This window comes from Winogradskyella alexanderae (assembly GCF_020166335.1).
Classification (GTDB): Bacteria; Bacteroidota; Bacteroidia; order Flavobacteriales; family Flavobacteriaceae; genus Winogradskyella; species Winogradskyella alexanderae.
Genome location: NZ_JAIUJR010000007.1, coordinates 84,708 through 104,879, shown reverse-complemented (window position 1 = coordinate 104,879; position 20,172 = coordinate 84,708). Strand labels below are relative to the sequence as shown.

21 protein-coding genes and 1 other RNA gene are annotated in these 20,172 nt (G+C 34.1%); 13 read left to right on the top strand and 9 right to left on the bottom strand.

Translation table 11 applies throughout. From position 1 onward, the window contains the following. Nucleotides 1-101 precede the first annotated feature (101 nt). On the top strand, nt 102-1,316 hold the full coding sequence (locus LBU54_RS11130; RefSeq protein ID WP_224529438.1) for an aminotransferase class I/II-fold pyridoxal phosphate-dependent enzyme: 1,215 nt from the start codon (nt 102-104) through the stop codon (nt 1,314-1,316). A gap of 76 nt (nt 1,317-1,392) precedes the next feature. On the opposite strand, the gene LBU54_RS11125 is transcribed toward LBU54_RS11130, so the two are convergent. Next, entirely contained in the window at nt 1,393-1,788 is a 396-nt protein-coding gene (locus LBU54_RS11125; protein WP_224529436.1) for a hypothetical protein, read from the bottom strand. A 159-nt stretch (nt 1,789-1,947) separates the two neighbouring features. On the opposite strand from LBU54_RS11125, the gene nhaC reads away from it, so the two are divergent. From nhaC to LBU54_RS11105, 4 genes are all read left to right on the top strand, one after another. Continuing rightward, nucleotides 1,948-3,438, top strand: coding sequence for a Na+/H+ antiporter NhaC (gene nhaC / locus LBU54_RS11120; RefSeq protein WP_224529434.1), 1,491 nt, complete (start codon nt 1,948-1,950; stop codon nt 3,436-3,438). A gap of 213 nt (nt 3,439-3,651) precedes the next feature. Then, entirely contained in the window at nt 3,652-4,296 is a 645-nt protein-coding gene (locus tag LBU54_RS11115; protein WP_224529432.1) for a peroxiredoxin, read from the top strand. A gap of 23 nt (nt 4,297-4,319) precedes the next feature. After that, nucleotides 4,320-4,628, top strand: coding sequence for a thioredoxin family protein (locus LBU54_RS11110; protein ID WP_224529431.1), 309 nt, complete (start codon nt 4,320-4,322; stop codon nt 4,626-4,628). Nucleotides 4,629-4,630: 2 nt separating this feature from the next. Beyond that, nucleotides 4,631-4,888 carry a DUF6952 family protein gene (locus tag LBU54_RS11105; protein WP_224529429.1) on the top strand — a complete coding sequence of 86 codons (258 nt, stop codon included), beginning with the start codon at nt 4,631-4,633 and terminating at the stop codon, nt 4,886-4,888. Nucleotides 4,889-4,927: 39 nt separating this feature from the next. On the opposite strand, the gene LBU54_RS11100 is transcribed toward LBU54_RS11105, so the two are convergent. Next, nucleotides 4,928-5,398: an ankyrin repeat domain-containing protein gene (locus tag LBU54_RS11100; protein ID WP_224529426.1), complete on the bottom strand. Its 471-nt coding sequence runs from the start codon at nt 5,396-5,398 to the stop codon at nt 4,928-4,930. 80 nt (nt 5,399-5,478) lie between these two features. Beyond that, nucleotides 5,479-7,683: a catalase/peroxidase HPI gene (katG, locus tag LBU54_RS11095; protein WP_224529423.1), complete on the bottom strand. Its 2,205-nt coding sequence runs from the start codon at nt 7,681-7,683 to the stop codon at nt 5,479-5,481. 274 nt (nt 7,684-7,957) lie between these two features. On the opposite strand from katG, the gene LBU54_RS11090 reads away from it, so the two are divergent. Beyond that, nucleotides 7,958-8,677: a hypothetical protein gene (locus LBU54_RS11090; protein WP_224529420.1), complete on the top strand. Its 720-nt coding sequence runs from the start codon at nt 7,958-7,960 to the stop codon at nt 8,675-8,677. Between the two features lie 71 nt (nt 8,678-8,748). On the opposite strand, the gene LBU54_RS11085 is transcribed toward LBU54_RS11090, so the two are convergent. After that, the gene (locus LBU54_RS11085) at nt 8,749-9,540 is read right to left on the bottom strand and encodes a prohibitin family protein (protein WP_224529418.1); all 792 of its coding nucleotides are present in this window, start codon (nt 9,538-9,540) and stop codon (nt 8,749-8,751) included. A 203-nt stretch (nt 9,541-9,743) separates the two neighbouring features. On the opposite strand from LBU54_RS11085, the gene LBU54_RS11080 reads away from it, so the two are divergent. Further along, nucleotides 9,744-9,989 (top strand): putative signal transducing protein, encoded by a 246-nt coding sequence (locus LBU54_RS11080; RefSeq protein ID WP_224529415.1) that lies wholly within the window; start codon nt 9,744-9,746, stop codon nt 9,987-9,989. Nucleotides 9,990-10,007: 18 nt separating this feature from the next. Here LBU54_RS11080 and LBU54_RS11075 read toward each other — a convergent pair whose 3' ends face one another. Beyond that, nucleotides 10,008-11,633 carry an ABC-F family ATP-binding cassette domain-containing protein gene (locus tag LBU54_RS11075; protein WP_224529411.1) on the bottom strand — a complete coding sequence of 542 codons (1,626 nt, stop codon included), beginning with the start codon at nt 11,631-11,633 and terminating at the stop codon, nt 10,008-10,010. 133 nt (nt 11,634-11,766) lie between these two features. Between LBU54_RS11075 and LBU54_RS11070 the strand changes: the two genes are divergently transcribed. Then, nucleotides 11,767-13,227 carry a TlpA family protein disulfide reductase gene (locus LBU54_RS11070; RefSeq protein ID WP_224529408.1) on the top strand — a complete coding sequence of 487 codons (1,461 nt, stop codon included), beginning with the start codon at nt 11,767-11,769 and terminating at the stop codon, nt 13,225-13,227. 27 nt (nt 13,228-13,254) lie between these two features. On the opposite strand, the gene fsa is transcribed toward LBU54_RS11070, so the two are convergent. The 4 genes from fsa to ffs all read right to left on the bottom strand — a co-directional run bounded on the left by fsa (nt 13,255) and on the right by ffs (nt 15,420). Next, entirely contained in the window at nt 13,255-13,908 is a 654-nt protein-coding gene (fsa, locus tag LBU54_RS11065; protein WP_224529406.1) for a fructose-6-phosphate aldolase, read from the bottom strand. Nucleotides 13,909-14,014: 106 nt separating this feature from the next. Further along, nucleotides 14,015-14,416: a hypothetical protein gene (locus tag LBU54_RS11060; RefSeq protein ID WP_224529404.1), complete on the bottom strand. Its 402-nt coding sequence runs from the start codon at nt 14,414-14,416 to the stop codon at nt 14,015-14,017. Between the two features lie 44 nt (nt 14,417-14,460). Next, complete coding sequence (locus LBU54_RS11055) at nt 14,461-15,264, bottom strand: SDR family oxidoreductase (RefSeq protein ID WP_224529401.1); 804 nt, start codon at nt 15,262-15,264, stop codon at nt 14,461-14,463. Between the two features lie 57 nt (nt 15,265-15,321). Further along, nucleotides 15,322-15,420: signal recognition particle sRNA small type (gene ffs, locus LBU54_RS11050), an RNA gene on the bottom strand. 89 nt (nt 15,421-15,509) lie between these two features. On the opposite strand from ffs, the gene LBU54_RS11045 reads away from it, so the two are divergent. The 5 genes from LBU54_RS11045 (at nt 15,510) to LBU54_RS11025 (ending at nt 20,159) form a co-directional block, all read left to right on the top strand. Beyond that, nucleotides 15,510-16,538 carry a glutaminyl-peptide cyclotransferase gene (locus tag LBU54_RS11045; protein WP_224529398.1) on the top strand — a complete coding sequence of 343 codons (1,029 nt, stop codon included), beginning with the start codon at nt 15,510-15,512 and terminating at the stop codon, nt 16,536-16,538. Nucleotides 16,539-16,571: 33 nt separating this feature from the next. Continuing rightward, nucleotides 16,572-17,258, top strand: coding sequence for a class I SAM-dependent methyltransferase (locus tag LBU54_RS11040; protein WP_224529396.1), 687 nt, complete (start codon nt 16,572-16,574; stop codon nt 17,256-17,258). A 5-nt stretch (nt 17,259-17,263) separates the two neighbouring features. Continuing rightward, nucleotides 17,264-17,653, top strand: coding sequence for an acyl-CoA thioesterase (locus LBU54_RS11035; RefSeq protein WP_224529393.1), 390 nt, complete (start codon nt 17,264-17,266; stop codon nt 17,651-17,653). A gap of 78 nt (nt 17,654-17,731) precedes the next feature. Then, entirely contained in the window at nt 17,732-18,505 is a 774-nt protein-coding gene (locus LBU54_RS11030) for a hypothetical protein (RefSeq protein ID WP_224529391.1), read from the top strand. 79 nt (nt 18,506-18,584) lie between these two features. Then, a complete protein-coding gene (locus tag LBU54_RS11025) occupies nt 18,585-20,159 on the top strand; it encodes a hypothetical protein (protein ID WP_224529387.1) in 1,575 nt (524 codons plus the stop codon). Nucleotides 20,160-20,172 lie beyond the last annotated feature (13 nt).

The following is a 20,172-nucleotide window of genomic DNA, read 5'->3' as shown; positions in this document are numbered from 1 at the left end:
TATATTATTTAATATTAATACCTTTTTTTTCTAATAAAATGCAAACCAATTGATATTTATTCAAAAAAAAGTGAAATTTGATTTAATTAAATATTACAACAATGGATTTTAAACCTGCAAACAATATTCAAGACCTACAGTACTTTGGCGAATTTGGTGGTGTTAACCCTTCAATTTCTGATTCATCTACTTATACGTTTCTATCGGCAAAAACTATGTTTGATACATTTGAAGGAAATGCCGAAGGATGTTATTTATATTCCAGGCATTCATCGCCTTCAAACCTATATTTAGGAGAAGCCTTGGCGGCTATGGAAGGAACAGAAACTGCAACAGTTACAGCATCTGGTATGGGTGCTATAACCCCTGTTTTATTACAATTATGCGATGCTGGCGATCACATTGTAAGCAGTCGAACTATATATGGAGGCACTTACGCTTTCTTAAAGAACTTTGCTCCAAGATTAGGTATTAAAACATCTTTCATAGACATAACTAATTTGGATGCTATTGAAGATGCAATTACTGGCCAAACCAAAGTGTTATATTGTGAGGCGGTAAGCAATCCTCTGTTAGAAGTTGCAGATATAAGAGCACTATCAAAACTGGCTAAAAAGTATAATTTAGAATTTGTTGTAGATAATACCTTTTCACCGCTATCAATATCACCATTTAAACTCGGTGCTGACGTCGTGATTCACAGTTTAACAAAGTTTATCAATGGTTCTTCAGATACCGTAGCTGGTGTTGTTTGTGGCAGTCAGGAGTTTATTAATCAGCTGAGAGATGTTAATAGTGGCGCAGCCATGCTTCTAGGTTCTACAATGGACAGTCTCAGGTCTGCTTCTGTTCTTAAAAATTTAAGAACGTTACACATTAGGATGCTTCAGCACAGCAAAAATGCTTTGTACTTAGCCCAAAAATTTGAAGATATTGGCCTAAAAACAGTATACCCTGGTTTGAAATCACATCCATCCCATAACCTATTTAAATCAATGATGAACGAAACCTATGGTTTTGGTGGAATGCTCACAATTGATGTGGGTAATATAGAAAAAGCAAATAGTCTGATGGAATTGATGCAAAAAGAGAATCTTGGTTATCTGGCAGTCAGTTTAGGATTTTACAAAACACTTTTTAGTGCTCCAGGGACTTCTACATCCTCCGAAATCCCAGAAGACGAACAAGCAAAAATGGGGCTAAGTGATGGATTAATTAGGTTCTCAATTGGTTTAGATGCCGATATAGAACGTACATTCATGAAAATGAAAGAATGCATGATTAAATTGAACATTCTAGAAAATGAATTAGCATAAACAAAAAGAGCAAATTATAAACTTAGTTTGCTCTTTTTTTTCTTCAGATTATTACTAGTCTTTAAAAATTTCTGCTTTAAACGACTATAGACTCATAATGTTTTACAAGTTTTGTGTTTCGTATTACTTCTCTATGCAATTTTTGTCTAATGCTTGTAATGTCCTTCATTGAGCTTAATTCTTGCATATTAGACTTGCTCGACTCAATCTTTGCCAAATAATTGAGCGTCATTATGTGGCGTCTAAGCTGCCTTCTGTTACGTTTTAGTTCTTCTTCCATGTTAAGCATTGAACAATATGAACCTTCATTTTGAATTAACTTTTTATTTTCGTGTTTGGTTGATGATAATTCTCTCGAAGTCTTTTTATTTACGGGATATGCAGTTTTAATGCGCTCTCTAGTAACTATGAAATAAGTTACCAATACTATTTGTAGTATGGCAAATACTAAAAAATAATCATTAAATTCCATTGCTAAGGGGTTTAATTACTCTTCAGACACATGCTTAGATAGTTATAGTCACAAATTTTCGATGAAATGCATAATTTCCTCATGTTCTCTAATTAGAAACTTGATTATTTGTTATAAAATATAGATTATCGTAACATTACGCTGGTAAACAAAAATTGCATGCAGGACGAAAAAAATATCACCGAGGTCAAAATAGAAAATCAGAAAGTAATTCAAAATAAAGAATTAAATATTTGGGAAGCATTAATTCCTGTGATTGCTTTAATTGGAATGCTTGCATATAATATCTATGTGTTTGGTGATGATGCTTTGAGCGGTAGTAATCAATTTATACTCCTAATGGGAGCATCTGTTGCTGCAGTTGTAGGTTTTTTTAATAAAGTGTCTTACCATCGGATGTTAGAGGAAGTTGCTGAAAACGTAAAATCGACAACTGGAGCCTTGCTCATATTACTAATGGTTGGTGCATTAGCAGGCACATGGCTGGTAAGTGGTATAATTCCAACAATGATTTATTACGGCTTACAAATCTTAAATCCAACAATTTTCCTGGCAGCATGTGTAATTATTTGTGCTATTATTTCCATCGCAACAGGTAGTAGTTGGACAACTTCTGCCACGGTTGGTATTGCACTTGTGGGAATTGGTGAAACACTTGGAATATCTCTGGGTATGACAGCTGGCGCAGTTTTATCAGGTGCTTATTTTGGCGATAAAATGTCTCCATTAAGTGACACAACAAATTTAGCACCTGCGATGGCAGGTGGTGAGTTATTTAGTCATATTAAATATATGGCATATACAACCATACCAACCATTGTTATAACCCTAATCATATTTGTAATTATTGGATTAAATCTCGATACCACAGGATCGCCACAAATAAGTGATAAACTAAACGCAATAGACAATGCTTTCAATATTAGTCCATGGCTTTTTGTTGTACCCGTTATTGTGATAGTCATGATAATAAAGAAAACACCGCCTTTAATCGCTCTTCTTATTGGTGCACTTTTGGGCGGTATCATGGCCATAATCGCACAACCCGATTTAATCGTAGAAATTGCCGGTGCCGAATCGTTGACATTTCAATCTGCATATCAAGGCATTATGAATGCATTAACTGTTGACACTGCGATTACTACATCTAGTGCTGAATTGAATGACCTGTTCACAGCTGGTGGCATGAAAGGTATGTTAGGAACAATTTGGCTTATTGTTTGCGCCATGGTATTTGGAGGTGTAATGGATGCAATTGGTGCCTTATCAAAAATAACAGACTCACTACTTAAAATGGCCACATCTGTTTTTGGTTTATTCGCAAGTACTGTCGCTAGTTGTTTAGCACTAAACCTTACCGCTTCAGATCAGTATCTAGCATTAGTCGTTCCAGGAAAAATGTTTAAAAAAGCTTATGAGGATAGAGGCTTAGCTCCTGAAAACCTTAGCAGAACGCTAGAAGATTCTGGTACGGTTACCTCGGTGTTAATCCCTTGGAACACTTGTGGTGCTTACCATTCTAAAGTTTTATTTGGTTATGCTGGTGCTACCGCATACATTCCTTTTGCATTCTTTAGTATTATAAGTCCTTTTATGACACTGTTATTTGCCGCCTTTAGAATAAAAATTAAGTATTTACTAAAAAAGTAATTCACATAATTTTTAAAAAGACCAAACATTTCTTAGAAACTATGCAGCAGTCGGCCTTTACAATTGCTGTTTTGCCAAATTATTTAATGACATTTTGAAGCTATAAGAAGAAGCAATTTGCCAATTGTATTTTATAATTAAAGACTATCATAGAACTACAACTTATGTCCTTAATTTTGATAAAAATTTAATACGTAACTTAAAATTATTGATATGGCATTTGTAGGAAAAAAATTTCCAAATATCACCGTTAACGCAATGAATGAAATGGGTGATACATTTAAAATTAATGTTTTAGAGGAAGCTCAGAAAAACAATAAAAAAGTAGTATTGTTCTGGTATCCAAAAGACTTCACATTTGTTTGTCCAACAGAATTACATGCGTTTCAGGCTGCACTTTCAGAATTTGAAAAGAGAAACACTATCGTTATCGGTGCATCATGTGATACTCCAGAAGTACATTTTGCATGGTTAAGTACTTCTAAAGACAATGGTGGAATCGAAGGTGTAACATATCCGATCATAGCGGACAGTAACCGAAACCTTTCTAGCGTTTTAGGAATCCTAGATATTACTAACGAGGTATACGATGAAAATACAGACACTGTTCAAGTAGAAGGGGATAATGTTACCTATAGAGCAACATATATAATTGATGAAGAAGGTACAGTAGTTCATGAAGGAATTAACCATATGCCTTTAGGACGAAGCATCAATGAATACTTAAGATTAATTGACGCTTATACTCACGTACAAGAGAAAGGTGAAGTTTGTCCTGCAAACTGGGAAGATGGTAAAGAAGCAATGCAAGCTAATGCAGCTGGTACGAGAGAATACCTTAAAGCACATTTAAACTAAAAAAACGCTAAAAATTCTAGGAGATGATACACGAATTAAATGAAGATAATTTGCAACAATTATTAGCAGACAATGATACTGTCATAGTACAATATTCTGCTACTTGGTGTGGCAATTGTAGAATCATGAAGCCGAAATTCAAGAAATTAGCATCTGAAAATGAAAATGCAACATTTGTCATTGCTGATGCCGAAAAATTTCCTGAAAGCAGAAAGTTGGCCACGGTAGATAACCTACCAACTTTTGCGACCTTTAAAAGCGGTGAGTTTAAAAACCAAGTACAAACTAATAAGTTTGAAGTTTTAAAGGAATTGGTAGAAGAAGTTATTTAATTATGAAATTACCAGTTATAAAACAACTCACGCAATTTATTGAAGACAACGATGAGGACTTCGTAATTGAAACCATAGAGACGCTTGAAAATTTAACCGAAGTTCCTTCACTTAAAGATGAAGAACTGGATGTTATTGGAGAATTAATCTCAAATATGTATGGTGCCATCGAAGTCAACAAACTCATGAAGGAGGGCAAGCCAAAAAAAGAGGCTCTAAATACATTTATGCAACGGGTCTTAGGATCTATTGACAACTAAAAAAAGCCACTTCTTTTGAAGTGGCTTTTAAATTTTTAGTTATGATAAAATGTCTACTAGTTCGCTAAAATTCTTTTCCCTAGCATAATCCAGAGCCGTTTTTCCAATGTTGTCTTTTAAATTCTTATTAGCCTTGTGATTTAATAACAAGCTGACAACATCTTTTTTATCGTATTGTGTCGCAAAAATTAAAGCTGTACTTCCCTGATTATTTTGAGCATTAATATCTGCACCATTTTTAATTAATAAATTGACGATATCGATATTCCCCTTAAAGCTAACACCTATTAATGCTGTATTTCCCGAAGCATCCTTAGCATTAACCTCTGCTCCATTATTTATAAGTGTTTTGGCAATATCTTGTTGGTTAAAATAAGTTGAAAATATTAAAGGTGTGAAACCTCTAGCATCACTCATATTTACAAGTTCTGGATTGGTTTGAATTTGCAGTTTTATATTTTCATGATTACCAGTTTGAATCGTACTGAAAAATAATTCTATTGCATTCATCTTTTAAAAATTAAGGTTTAAAAAAGGGATACGAACCAATGTTACGTACCCCTTCTTTTTCATTTGCTATTAATCGTGTATTATTTTAAATCAAATCGATCCAAATTCATAACCTTTGTCCATGCTGCAATAAAATCATTTACAAATTTAGATTCAGCATCATTTGCCGCATAGACTTCACATACGGCTCTAAGCTCAGTGTTAGAACCAAATATTAAATCTGCCCTTGTTCCTTTGAACTTTACAACTCCTGTTCTTCTATCGCGCCCTTCAAAATGTGTTTCGTCTTCAGAAGTCTCACTCCAAGTATAAGTCATGTCAAGTATATTCTTAAAGAAATCATTTGAAAGACTTCCAACATTATCCGTAAATACACCATAATCTGAATTGTCAAAATTAGTACCTAATACACGCATACCTCCAACAAGCACAGTCATTTCAGGTATTGTTAATGTTAAAAGGTTTGCCTTATCTACCAATAGGTCCTCAGCTTTAACATCGGCATTTGAATTTTGGTAGTTTCTAAATCCATCACCAACAGGTTTAAGATAATTAAACTGTTCAATGTCCGTCATTTCCTGTGTAGCATCTCCTCTACCTTGAGCAAATGGAACCGTGATATTGTGACCCGCATTTCTTGCAGCTTCTTCTATACCAGCATTACCCGCTAATACAATTAAATCTGCAAGAGAAACGTCTCCACTAAATTCTTTTTGAATACCGCGATAAACATTCAATACTTTATCCAATTCAGCTGGATTATTCACTTTCCAGCTACGCTGAGGCTCAAGTGCAATACGCGCACCATTTGCACCACCACGCTTATCAGAGTCCCTATAAGTTGAAGCAGATGCCCAAGCGGTTTTAACCAATTCCGAAATTGTTAACCCTGAAGCTAAAATCATTTTCTTCAAAGATGAGATATCTGAATCACTTAATTTATAATTTACTTGTGGAATCGGGTCTTGCCAAATTAAATCCTCGGCTGGTACTTCAGGGCCAACATATCTAACCTTAGGTCCCATATCTCGGTGTGTTAACTTAAACCATGCTCTTGCAAAAGCATCTTCGAAGGCTTTATGGTCTTTATGGAAACGCTTTGATATCTCGAGATATGCAGGATCTGTTTTTAGTGCTATATCAGCTGTGGTCATCATTAAAGCCTGTTGGCCTTCTCCTCCTGCTCGTGGTGCCATACGTGCTTTAGATTCTGCAGTTGGTGTCCATTGATGAGCACCCGCTGGACTTTTAGTTAATTCCCAATCGTAATTTAATAAAACATCAAAATAATCGGCATCCCATTGTGTTGGATTTGGTGTCCAAGCACCTTCAATACCAGAAGTGATTGCGTCTTCTAAAACACCACTTTTGTAGGTGTTTTTCCAACCCGTACTCATTTCAGCCATTTTAGCACCATGTGGTTCAGTGCCTACGTATTTTCCCGGGTCTGCGGCTCCATGCGCCTTACCAAATGTGTGGCCACCAGCAACAAGAGCTACAGTTTCTTCATCGTTCATAGCCATACGGCCAAATGTGACTCGTACATCATGAGCAGACGCCAATGGATCAGGATTTCCGTCTGGTCCTTCAGGATTAACATAAATCCATCCCATCATAACAGCTGCCAATGGATCTTCTAAATCTCTTTTAGTTGGATCTTTTTCACCATCATATCTTGAAGCATTTTCACCCCATTCTGTCTCACTACCCCAATACACATCTTGTTCTGGTTCATAAATATCTTCACGACCACCCGCAAAACCAAAAGTTGGAAATCCCATTGACTCTAAAGCCACGTTACCGGCTAGAATCATTAAATCTGCCCAAGACAATTTACTTCCATATTTTTGCTTTATTGGCCATAATAACAAACGTGCTTTGTCAAGATTACCATTATCAGGCCAGCTATTAATTGGAGCAAATCTTTGATTTCCAGTTCCTGCACCACCACGACCGTCACCAACTCTGTAGGTACCAGCACTATGCCAAGCCATACGTATCATTAATCCTCCATAATGACCATAATCTGCAGGCCACCAATCTTGAGAATCTGTCATTAAATTTGTTAAATCCTTTTTTAGTTCATCATAATCGATACTCTTAAACGCTTCTGCATAATCAAAATCTTTACCGTAAGGGTTATTTCTTTCTGCGTGCTGTCTTAATATATTTAGCTTAAGTTCATTAGGCCACCAATCCCTGTTTTTGGTTCCATGCCCTGCACTTGCTTGTTGATTACCGGATAAGAAAGGGCAATTACTTGGATCTCCTTGTTCGTGATTCATTGTGATTCAGTTTTAGTTTATATTCAATTTTATTCCCTATAAAGTTAACCAAACATTGCGTTGTAATTTTATAAGAATATTCTAAATTTTTATTTTACAATAGGTCTTATCTATTGATTGATTATTTAGAATTGTTTTAAACAATAATGACTTTATATGTTTTGTTTAAACATTTTAAAATTAATACGACATTTACGATAAAAAATCTAAACACATTTGTTAAAGACTTGCTCTGTGTTGATTTGCATATTATTTTTATAAAAAAAATTCGCTCATGTTATTGAAAAAGACAAATATTGAAGAAAGATTGCATTCACTGAAAGTTAAGCAAACTAATGAAGAGGAAATTCTAAAGGCTGTTCAGAATATCTTAGACAATGATGATCAGAAAGATGCTGACATTTTAGATGCCTTATCTTCTAGGAATACTTCTTCCTCAAACGATTTTGATTTTGATCTTTTAGAAACGAGTAAGATATACCACATAGATCAAATTAGAGAAATTTGTATTGATTACAGATTACGTTTTCTAGACTCAAAATATTTTAAAGGAGAGTTACCCTATGACGCAATTTCAAAAATAAAAGCTTTAGAAAAAAACCATGATACTGCTTTAAATGGTTTCAAAATAATAGCGCCATCGAAAATGTTTAAACTAGAAAACGCAGACGATCCATTGTTGTTTGCGCCAATTGGAAATGGATATTACTACTTAATTCACAAATGGGGAAATGATTTAAGTCCATTTAGAAAACTGCTTATGTGGCCATACAAAAGTTTTGGCAATTTGATAATAACGACTATTCTTGTTAGCTTACTTGCAACTGGACTTTTTCCAGAAGGCGTTTTTTCAAATGAACCAAACGCTACCCAAGCTGGAATGATATTCTTTTTTATCTTTAAATCTATCGCTGCAATTGTAATTTATTATGGTTTTGCTGCCGGAAAGAACTTCAATACGGCGATTTGGGATAGTAAGTATTTTAATGCTTAGAAATAAAAGATTCGTGCATAAAAAAACCTCAATTAAGATTATTGAGGTTTTTTATTTTTTGTGTTCAAATTCTAGTCTTCTAAACCTGTTTTCTCTACCGAGTTAATTAAATAAGGCGTTTTACCGTCAGTAATAATTACCTTACTATTAGCAGATTTAGCTAATTCCTTAAATGCTTCAATACTCCTAATTTTAATTATAGCTGGTGTTAAACCTTCAGAAAGAATTTTTTGTGCATCACGCGTCCCTTCGGCTTCAATGATTTTACGCTGTGCTTCCAAGCGTTCTTGTTGTAGAATAAATTCCATACGCATTGCATCTTGTTCTGCTTGAAGTTTTTGCTCAATACTGTTAGAAAGTCCTCTTGGAAGTTGTATGCTTTTCATTAGCACAGCTTCAATAAGAATACCTTGTTTATTCAAATTTTCTGCCATTTTATCCTGAATTGCCAGTTCTATATCAGCACGTCTTCCTGAATGCATGTCCTTAGCAAAAAATTGAGAACAAACATCTGCAGAAGCCGACCTGAAAACACTAGTAATGACTCCGGTATAATTTGGCCCAATCTCTTCAAGAATTTCCGGTACGCGCTCTACCTCTAGTCTATAAAGAATAGAAATCTCTGATGTTACACTAAGACCTTCTTTTGTTGGTAGATTAAGGGATAGCTCCAAATTATTTGTTTGAATGGATTCCTTTACTACCTTAGTTGTAAATGGATTATACCAAATTGTTCCTTGGGTAGTAACTTTGTTTTCTAATTCACCCAATTTTTGTTTCATACCGGCCTCACCTGGTCTAATTACAGCACAACTACTTAGTAAAATTAGACCGAGTGGAACTAAAAATAATTTTGATCTCATAGCACTTGATTTTTAAACGTTTAACCTATTATAAAGATACGAATCAGAGTCTGAATTTTCTTATGCTGAATAGTTAACACTCTGCTAAAACATTGCCAAAATCAGTTAAAATTAGCGATTAAAAAGCACTTAATCGAGGTATAAAAAGATTGTATATATATGATTTTTTTTGTATCTTATAATATAAAAAATATATATTAGTTATGTCAGATTCAGAATACACAAAAATATATTATGGCAATTTCATCCTAGTTACAAGAATAAAAGACGCACTCGAGAATTCGGATATTATCCCAATAATAAAGGATGAGGGTGAATCTCAAAGACTAGCTGGTTATGCGTCCTTGAATCAAGGCTACCAAGAAGTCTTTGTTCATAATGACGAACTCGAAAAAGCTACAACAATTGTAGAAAGAATAAAGGCAGAAATGGAATCAACTAGTTCTTAAGAAGGGTTGTAAGACTTTCTAAACTGGTTGTGCGTATATCTTTTCCCGTTGCTCCTTAATCTTTTTGTCACCCATATACTCATCAAAGGTCATATATCGATCAATGACGCCATTTGGAGTAAGTTCAATTATTCTGTTACCTACCGTTTGTGCAAATTCATGATCATGGGTAGTTAGAAGTACCGTTCCTTTAAAGTTTTTTAAAGAATTATTAAAGGCGGTAATACTTTCTAAATCCAAGTGATTTGTGGGTTCATCTAACATTAGCACATTTGCTCTGATCATCATCATTCTGCTAAGCATACAACGCACTTTTTCCCCTCCTGATAACACGTCTGCTGTTTTAAGTGCTTCTTCTCCACTAAAGATCATTTTACCAAGAAAACCTCTAATATAAACTTCTTCTCGTTCCTCCTCCGTGGTAGCCCACTGGCGCAACCAATCCACTAAAGTTAGCTTAGTATTAAAGTATTCACTATTATCCAATGGTAAATAGGATTGGGTAGTAGTAACTCCCCAACTAAATTTGCCTAAATCAGCTTTTTCTTTACCGTTTATTATTTGATAAAATGCTGTGGTAGCTCTTGAATCTTTAGAATATAAAACAACCTTATCCCCTTTTGCTAGATTAATGTGAACATCCTTAAACAAAACTTCGCCATCAAGACTTGCAGTTAGTCCTTCAACATTCAATATCTGGTCTCCTGCCTCGCGCTCGCGTTCAAATATAATGGCTGGATAACGTCTACTAGATGGTTTAATATCAGCTATATTTAATTTATCTATCATTTTTTTTCTACTCGTAGCTTGTTTCGATTTTGCCACGTTAGCCGAAAACCTTCTAATAAATTCCTCTAATTCCTTCTTTTTCTCCTCGGCTTTTTTATTCTGCTGTGCACGTTGTTTCGCAGCCAATTGTGATGACTCATACCAAAACGTATAATTCCCTGAGTAATGATTAATTTTCCCAAAATCAATGTCCGAAATATGTGTGCAAACCGCATCCAAAAAGTGCCTGTCGTGAGATACAACTATAACACAGTTGTCATAATTTGCCAGAAAATTTTCTAACCAAGAAATGGTTTCGTAGTCAAGATCGTTTGTAGGCTCATCCATTATAAGTACATCAGGGTTGCCAAAAAGAGCTTGCGCTAAAAGTACCCGTACTTTTTGTTTGCCGTCCAGGTCACCCATTAACGAATAGTGTAAATCTTCCTTAATACCCAAATTTGAGAGCAAAGCGGCGGCATCACTATCCGCATTCCAACCATTCATTTCTTCAAACTGCACTTGTAATTCTCCAATTTTTTCCGCATTCTCATCAGTGTAATCTGCGTATAATGCGTCAATCTGGGTTTTAAGGTCATACAGTGGTTTATTGCCTTTTAAAACTGTTTCTAATACAGTATCGTCGTCATGTTTGTTGTGATTTTGCTCTAAAACAGACATGCGCTTCCCTGGTTCTAAGTGCACATGCCCAGAAGTTGGATCCATTTTTCCTGATAAAATCTTCAAAAATGTAGATTTTCCCGCTCCGTTAGCTCCAATTATACCATAGCAATTACCACTATTGAATGTAGTGTTTACCTCGTCGAATAATACTCGTTTACCAAATTGAACTGATAGGTTAGAAACTGATAGCATTTTATTCCTTTTAAATTCGCGACAAAAGTAGAAAATAAAAGCAATTAGACGAAATATTCACACACTATAACAAGATTTAACGAGCCATTAACAACAGGTGATAATAACTACCCATATTTTTGTTTCACTAACAATGGCTAAAACACTTATCATTATTCGGTCCTTATTTATTTTATCAGGATTTTTCGCGATCATGCTCGGCTGTAATACAGGTAATCGCGACGAAGGCGATATTGCTTATTTAGGAGGCGAAATTGTAAATCCGAAAAATCAAGACGTTGTTCTTTTTAATACTGAAGGAGAAGTTTTAGATTCTTTGAAATTAGATGCTAATAATAGATTTATATATAAAATTAATAATCTCGCGCCTGGACTATATTCTATTACACACGGTGGGGAATACCAAATGGTCCTATTAGAGCCAAATGATAGTATCCTATTTAGACTAAACACCTATGACTTTGATGAATCGCTGGTATTTACAGGTAATGGTGCTAGAAAAAACAACTATTTAATTAAAACTTACTTGTCTAACGAACGTGAAGCCGATAGGTTGGTCGAATATTCTAAGATGGAACCAGAAGCATTTCATAAGTTTGTTGAAGACAGAAGGCTTAAGCACTTAACGCATCTTAACGAGTTTATTGAGAAAAATAACCAATCGGAATTTTTTAAATCAATTGTAGAGGCCAATATTAATTACAATAATTTTGCAGATAAAGAAATATATCCGTTTGCTTACTTTGGTAATAATAAGCTTGTTCATGTTAATGATTTACCCGAAAGCTTTTATGCTCACAGAGCGGAAATTGATTATAACGCTAAACATTTAAGTCGTTTTTTTGCCTATAATAGATTTTTGTTTTCACACATAGACAACTTGGCCATAAATTCATTTTATGAAAAGAATGATTATCATAGCAAATTTGATAGGCACTCAATGGCATATAACAAATCAAAACTAGATCTGATTGACAGTATAATTACAGATGAAACCATAAAAAATAATCTTCTAAAATATAAGGCAAGAGATTACATCAGCCATAATCACACCGAAGCTGAAGCAGACGAAATTTTAAATTACTACTTGCAAAAAAGTACAAATGAAAAGGATAAAGCTTATATGACGGAATTGGTATCTTCATTGAAGTTACTAAGACAAGGAAACCCTTTACCAAATTTAGACATAGTAGGTTTTGACGATAAGGATTATGATTTAGTTTCCATTATTAATAAGCCAACTATAATATATTTTTGGTCTTCCAATTCAAAAGCGCAATACCGTAATAGTCATTATAAAGTCAGAGCATTAAAAAACCAATTTGATTACATGGATTTTGTATCCATAAATGTAAATGACAATGATGACAAATTCTGGAAAAAAATTATAGGCAATTATAATTTTGCGACATCTAATGAATACAGATTCAAAGACTCTGAAAAGGCAAGAAAAACATTGGCCGTCAACTATTTAAACAAAGCAATAATAGTAGATTCAAATGGTATTATCATTCATCCTAACGTTAATATCTTCAGTTCTGATTTTGCCGCAGCTCTAGAAGATTTAATCAAAAAAAAGCAATTTATTAAATAGGATGTTTCCTACACCTTATTATCTTTCTTAATTCCCTTTTTTATAGTCTGCAAGGAATTTCTCCAATCCAATATCAGTTAAGGGATGTTTAAGCAATCCAACAATTGAACTTAACGGTCCAGTCATTACATCGGCACCAAGCTTTGCACAATCTATAACATGCATAGTATGCCTTACAGATGCCGCTAATATTTGTGTATCAAAAGCATAATTATCAAAAATATGGCGTATTTCGGCAATTAAATTTAAACCATCGGTAGAAATATCATCCAGCCTACCAATAAACGGAGACACGTAGGTTGCCCCAGCTTTTGCTGCCAAAAGTGCCTGTCCTGGTGAAAAAACAAGTGTAACATTAGTTTTTATTCCTCTATCTGAAAAATACTTACAAGCTTTGACACCATCTTTAATCATCGGCAACTTTATCACAATTTGATCATGAAGTTCAGCAAGTGCTTCGCCTTCTCTCACCATACCTTCGAAATCGGTAGAAATTACCTCGGCAGAGACATCGCCATCAACAATGTTACAGATATCAACATAGTGTTTTAAAATATTATCCGTACCTGTAATGCCCTCTTTTGCCATTAATGATGGATTGGTTGTTACTCCATCTAATATACCCATATCTTGAGCCTCTTTTATTTGGTCAAGATTTGCAGTATCAATAAAAAACTTCATGTTGCTGTAATTAAAATTTAAAGATGTGCGAATTTACAATTTAAAGACAGTTTATTCTTTGTTTGGTCATTAAAATATATTAACAATTTACTAAGAGCTCTGCACCTTATTCTTCAATAATTAAAGTATAAGTTTTGGAGGTTGAGTAATCACAAAGTACTTCGCTAGCATCAGCTCTAAACGGACCGTCAACATCAACAAATATAGTAACCTCAAAAGCTCCTGTTTCTTGAGGTCTTCCCTCTAAACTAATAGTCCTAAAATTTACAAAATAATCCATACCCAAAGGCAACCCTCTAACCTCAAAATAATAATCGTAGTCTTGGTCTCTTGGTTCATTATTAATCTCTGCCCTAACTTCTGTGTAGTAATAACTTTCAGTATTGCCAATTGGGAAGGTAGCATTTTGAAGTTCTGGCTCTCTTGGTATAATACACTCTAAGAAGTTCTCGCAATTGAGAAATAGAAATGATAATAAAACTATGGAAAGTGTTTTGATATTTTTCATGATAGCCGTTTTAATAACTACATCAAACAGCGTACCAATTTTACTTATAATTTGTAATGATTCATTAATAACTTCTCGTAAATGTTATCCGGTAGTATGCGTTTTAAAACAATCGAAAACTTTTGCATAAACGCACCTACTTTATAATGGATTTTAGGTTTTGAAGTATTGATTATTCTTAAAATCGCTTGTGCCATTTGCTTAGGATCACTCCCATCATCAACATGATCATCCATCATTTTTAAAACATTAGCATAATTCGGATGATACGGTGAATCTTCTTTAGCAGGTGCATGATACCTACCAGATGCAATGTTAGTGGCAAAATCACCTGGTGCCACGTTAACCATATCTATATTAAATGGCTTCAATTCCATCCTGTAAGCTTCTGTAATTAACTCCAATGCTCCTTTGCTTGCACTATAGATACCACGATATGGCAATCCCATATATCCGGCAATTGAGGTTATATTTATAATTATCCCTGAGCCTTGTTTCCTCATCTCAGGTAAAATAGCCTTTATAACATTAAGAGGGCCAAAAAAATTAGTTTCAAAATTTCGCTTTATTTCTTCCTCAGGTATTTCTTCAATGGGTCCTGTAATTCCAGCACCAGCATTATTAATAAGCACATCTATTCTCGAAGTTCTAATCAAGACTTCTTCTACGCATTGGGTTATTGAATTTGACTTTGTAACGTCTAGGGCAACTAGAGGAAACTTACTATTCTTATAATTGGATGGATTTCTACTGGTACCATACACCACAAAGCCTTTGTTTTGGAGAAATTCGCCTATGGCTTTACCAATTCCCGAAGAGCCTCCAGTTACCAATACTACTTTAGACATACTTTTTTAGATTATACTTCGAAAATACAAATTTAAAGATGACTTTATTGTACAAAAAAAGGGCAAGCTACCTACATCACACCGCTACGACCGCGTACCTTTGCTGCGTTCCCGCCCTGGAGGATTAAGCAGGAGCTGGTTGTGCAGGACTTGCCCGGGCGCAAAGATACAACCTTTTAATACTTTCACAATGATTTTTAAACTGAATTTTATTTAATAACTTGCCCAAAAATTTTGGATAAACAATGCGATTGGTTAATCATTTTATAGCTATAACAATAGGCCTTTTAGTATTATGCTGTGGCGATACAAATACAACAAAAAAGAGTGGCTTATCCATAAATACAAACTCAAAAATAATTCAACTTGGAGATCAACTTAATCTATCCATAAACAATCCTAAAAAACTGAATATTGAATCTGTAAGTTACAGTTTAAATGGTCAGCCAATTGAGGAAAACTACTTATTGGAGGATGTGCCGTTGGGCAAAAATATGATAGAGGCCAACATAAGTTATAATGACGAAATTGAAACAATTTCTAAGGATATTGAAATTTATAACAATCAGCGCCCAGACATTTACACCTATGAGATTGTAAATAGCTACCCACACGATATAACTTCCTACACTCAAGGCTTAGAATTTTATAACGGTCAATTATTTGAGAGTACGGGACAACGTGGTGAATCAAAACTTCGTAAATTGGAATTTGAGACTGGAAAAGTTCTAAAGAATGTAGATTTGGCGTCTTCATTTTTTGGAGAAGGCTTGACCATTTTAAACGATAGCATTTATCAATTAACATGGCAAAGTAAACGAGGTTTTATCTATAATGTAGATAGTTTTGAAAGAATTGGTTCTTTCAATTATGGTAATAGCAAAGAAGGCTGGGGACTTTGTAATGATGGGAAACAACTCTACAAATCTGATGGTACGGAAAAAATTTGGCTTATCGATAAAAGCAATCTTACTGAAACACACCATATCGAAGTTTACACCGATAAAGGTAAAATTCCCAGTCTTAATGAACTAGAGTGGATTAATGGTAAAATTTACGCTAACATTTATCAACGTAACGGCGTCGTTATAATAAATCCAAAAAATGGTGCCGTTGAAGGTGTAATTGATTTTAAACCTTTGCGAAGCCTTGTTACCCAGCACGACGATCTGGATGTTTTAAATGGCATTGCTTACAATCCAGAACGTAATACTATTTTTGTTACAGGTAAAAATTGGGATAAGATTTTTGAAGTTACAATTAGCAAAAAGTAGCAATTAGTCAAGTTCTCGATTTAACATTATATAATGATTAGCATACTGAAAAGAAATAAGAGATTGAACAAACTTATTAGTATTCTTTCTCCAAAAAGTTTAGAAACACGATTACAAATAAGGGCTGCAGAAGACACTTGTGCTTATATTGAAGCGCACATGCTAAATGTGCATTCAAAAACCTCGAGAAATACTGTTATTAAAATGGCATTAGAAAATGTCTCTATAGATGGGCAATATTTAGAATTTGGTGTTTTTTCAGGTCAAACAATTAACTTAATAGCAAACGAAAAGCCCAACGAGAATATTTATGGTTTTGATTCTTTTGAAGGACTACCAGAAGCATGGAGAGACGGTTATTTACCGGGTCATTTTCATAAGAAAAATAAACTACCTAAGGTTTCAAAAAATGTTACGCTAATAAAAGGTTGGTTCTCTGATACACTACCAAAATTTGCCCAGGAACATAAAATGCCAATTGCATTTTTGCATGTAGACTGCGATCTGTATTCATCAACTAAGACCATTTTTGAAAATTTACAGCCTCTTATTACAAAAGGTACCGTAATTGTGTTTGATGAATACTTTAATTATCCTGGTTGGCGCGATGGCGAATACAAAGCATTTATGGAATTTGTCAAGGAGTATAATGTAAATTTTAAGTATCTCACATACAATAGATTTAATGAACAAGTTGCAATAGAAATAACATCAATTTAATTTTTATGCAAGTATTTGAAAAGACCATAACCGTTAGTAAAAACGATTTAGATCAGCTTAATCATGTAAACAATGTTCGCTATGTACAATGGGTGCAGGACATTGCAGAGGCGCATTGGAATAAAAATGCAGGCAAGGAAATACTTCAGAATTATTATTGGGTTTTGGTAAAACATATAATTAATTATAAAAACCAAGCTGTACTTGGAGATGTTTTAAAGCTAAAAACTTATGTCATAAGCTCAGAAGGTGTTACTTCCATAAGAATTGTTGAAATTCATAATGCAACCACAAACAAATTACTTGTTAATTCCGAAACCAAATGGTGTTTAATGGACAAAGCATCAAACCGTCCTAGGCGTATACCATCAGTAATTGCTGGTTTATTTGATTAACAATACTTTAGGTTAAAATTTCATTAAGGCCCACACGATTTTTAAGATAAACCTTTTTCTTTAAGGCATCAATCAATAATGATGCATCGTTTTTTCTTTACAAGTCTGTTATTATTTACTTATCAATTTACAAATGCACAAATTTTAAAAGCAAAAGTTTATGATGCCACAACCACTGTTAAGGGTATTAAGGTTTACAATAAAACTCAAAATAGATTAACAGCAACAGATGAAGAAGGAAATTTTGCTCTACGTGCAAAAATAGGTGATAGTATTTTTTTTGAATCTCTCTTTCATCAACCTAAAACCATTGCTATTGCCGAGCATCATTTTGGAGAGACCACTGTTTTTGAACTCAAAAAAATTGTAACTACTTTACAGGAGGTAGAAATTCTAGCAGAAGCGGAGCAACCTGTTTTTGAAAAAGAATCTTACAATTCAGAGCTTCAAGAACTCATATTATCAGATATTAAAAACAATCCACATTTATATATGCCGGAAGAAGCATATAATGGTGGAGCAAATATCCTAGGAATCTTGAACTTAGTTGTAAAACTATTCAAAAAGAAGAATAAATTTAAAGCACCTGTTTACAAACCCTTAAAGTACCATCAGATAGATTCACTGTTTGCCAACAGTTCTTTGTTTAATGAAAATCTATTGATGCAAAATTTAAAAATCCCACCCAGCAAGTTAAAAATGTTCTTTGAGTTTTGCGCTGCAAAAGGTATTAGTTCAAAACTTCTTAAAGAATCAAAGCAAATGGAACTTCTGGATATATTTGTTGAAAATAGTAGTCTTTTCCTTGAAATATTAGATGCTTATAAAAAAAGTATAAATCGAAAAAATTAGGATTGAAAAAGTTCTAATTGATAATAATTCATTAATCCAAAAGTTATATTTTTAACCCAAGGTTATTTATTTACTACTTATGAAGCGTCTGCTTTTATTCTTACTTTTTTTTGGATTAATTGTTTTTTGGAGTTCATGCCGAAATGACTTTGAATTTTCTCCAAGCAAGGGAAATCTTGAATTTGCAAAGGATACGGTTTATCTTGATACCATCTTTACCAATATTGGTTCAAGTACATACAATTTAAAGGTATACAATAGAAGTAACGAGGATATTGTAATTCCTACCATTCAATTGGAAAATGGAGTTAATTCATTTTACAGAATGAATGTTGACGGTACAACTGGACTTGAAGGAAATCAAGAAGGTAAGTTTTTTGAAAATGTAGAATTACTCGCTAATGATAGTCTATTCATTTTCATAGAAACAACAATAGATATTGAAACGCTTACCAATTCAGATACACAGTTTTTATATACCGATCGCATCCTTTTTGACTCAGGAAATAATCAGCAGGATGTAGATTTGGTAACGCTTGTAAAAGATGCTGTATTTATTTACCCAAATAGAGACGAAAACACAGGTATAATTGAAACATTAACTTTTGATGTTGATGGTGATGGCAATTTAGATGAGACAACATTACAAGGACGATTTTTAGAAGATGATGAGTTGACGTTCACTAATGAAAAACCCTATGTTATATATGGCTATGCTGGAGTTGGAGAAGGAAAAATACTTACAATGGAACCTGGTACACGTGTACATTTTCATGCAGATTCAGGTATAATTGTTACAAATGGCGGTACGCTTAATATTAATGGATCTATAAGTGCAGATCATGAATCACCAGAAAATGAGGTGATTTTAGAAGGAGATCGATTAGAACCCTTATTTTCTGAAGTACCTGGTCAATGGGGAACCATTTGGTTGTTTAACGGAAGCATAAATAATACCATTAATTACGCAACTATCAAAAACGCCACAATTGGTATTTTGTCGGAAGGCAACCAAGACGAACCGAATGACAAATTAACCATCACAAATTCTCAAGTCTTCAACTCAAGTGCTTTTGGTATTTTAGGCAGGGCAACATCAATCTCTGGTGAAAATCTTGTCATTAACAATTCAGGTCAGTCCTCATTTGCAGGAACGTTAGGAGGAAAATATAACTTTACGCATTCTACCATTGCCAATTATTGGAATACGAGTTTTAGACAATTTCCTGCACTTTTGTTAAATGATTATGTAGAAGATGAAAATGGAGTCACCATTACCAACGACCTAATTGAAGCAAATTTTAATAATTGTATTGTTTACGGAAATGATAATCCAGAGTTTTTCCTAGATAGTAGAGGAAGCGTATTTAATTTTAAATTTAATAACTGTTTATTGCGTTTTGACAATGCAAACCTCGCCAATACTGGCAATTATATATTCAGCGATACTAACGTCTATGAAGGTAATATTTTTAATATTGATCCTGATTTTGAAAATGCATTTGATAATTTGATGGCCATTGGTGAAAATTCTGGTGCAAACGGCATTGGATCTATGATTTTTTCTGCCTTGGTTCCAAACGATATTTTGGGTATAGTCCGTAGTTCTTTCCCAGACGCCGGTGCTTATGAGAGCATCCCTTTAGAAGATTAAAAAAACAAAAAAA

Bases quoted from the DNA above. Each gene is read 5' to 3' on its own strand.
- LBU54_RS11115 (WP_224529432.1), top strand. From the start codon at position 3,652: ATGGCATTTGTAGGAAAAAAATTTCCAAATATCACCGTTAACGCAATG.
- fsa (WP_224529406.1), bottom strand. From the start codon at position 13,908: ATGAAGTTTTTTATTGATACTGCAAATCTTGACCAAATAAAAGAGGCT.
- LBU54_RS11060 (WP_224529404.1), bottom strand. From the start codon at position 14,416: ATGAAAAATATCAAAACACTTTCCATAGTTTTATTATCATTTCTATTT.
- LBU54_RS11030 (WP_224529391.1), top strand. From the start codon at position 17,732: ATGATGCATCGTTTTTTCTTTACAAGTCTGTTATTATTTACTTATCAA.
- LBU54_RS11125 (WP_224529436.1), bottom strand. From the start codon at position 1,788: ATGGAATTTAATGATTATTTTTTAGTATTTGCCATACTACAAATAGTA.
- LBU54_RS11025 (WP_224529387.1), top strand. From the start codon at position 18,585: ATGAAGCGTCTGCTTTTATTCTTACTTTTTTTTGGATTAATTGTTTTT.
- katG (WP_224529423.1), bottom strand. From the start codon at position 7,683: ATGAATCACGAACAAGGAGATCCAAGTAATTGCCCTTTCTTATCCGGT.
- LBU54_RS11045 (WP_224529398.1), top strand. From the start codon at position 15,510: ATGCGATTGGTTAATCATTTTATAGCTATAACAATAGGCCTTTTAGTA.
- LBU54_RS11090 (WP_224529420.1), top strand. From the start codon at position 7,958: ATGTTATTGAAAAAGACAAATATTGAAGAAAGATTGCATTCACTGAAA.
- LBU54_RS11080 (WP_224529415.1), top strand. From the start codon at position 9,744: ATGTCAGATTCAGAATACACAAAAATATATTATGGCAATTTCATCCTA.
- nhaC (WP_224529434.1), top strand. From the start codon at position 1,948: ATGCAGGACGAAAAAAATATCACCGAGGTCAAAATAGAAAATCAGAAA.
- LBU54_RS11055 (WP_224529401.1), bottom strand. From the start codon at position 15,264: ATGTCTAAAGTAGTATTGGTAACTGGAGGCTCTTCGGGAATTGGTAAA.
- LBU54_RS11110 (WP_224529431.1), top strand. From the start codon at position 4,320: ATGATACACGAATTAAATGAAGATAATTTGCAACAATTATTAGCAGAC.
- LBU54_RS11070 (WP_224529408.1), top strand. From the start codon at position 11,767: ATGGCTAAAACACTTATCATTATTCGGTCCTTATTTATTTTATCAGGA.
- LBU54_RS11075 (WP_224529411.1), bottom strand. From the start codon at position 11,633: ATGCTATCAGTTTCTAACCTATCAGTTCAATTTGGTAAACGAGTATTA.
- LBU54_RS11130 (WP_224529438.1), top strand. From the start codon at position 102: ATGGATTTTAAACCTGCAAACAATATTCAAGACCTACAGTACTTTGGC.
- LBU54_RS11105 (WP_224529429.1), top strand. From the start codon at position 4,631: ATGAAATTACCAGTTATAAAACAACTCACGCAATTTATTGAAGACAAC.
- LBU54_RS11040 (WP_224529396.1), top strand. From the start codon at position 16,572: ATGATTAGCATACTGAAAAGAAATAAGAGATTGAACAAACTTATTAGT.
- LBU54_RS11085 (WP_224529418.1), bottom strand. From the start codon at position 9,540: ATGAGATCAAAATTATTTTTAGTTCCACTCGGTCTAATTTTACTAAGT.
- LBU54_RS11100 (WP_224529426.1), bottom strand. From the start codon at position 5,398: ATGAATGCAATAGAATTATTTTTCAGTACGATTCAAACTGGTAATCAT.
- LBU54_RS11035 (WP_224529393.1), top strand. From the start codon at position 17,264: ATGCAAGTATTTGAAAAGACCATAACCGTTAGTAAAAACGATTTAGAT.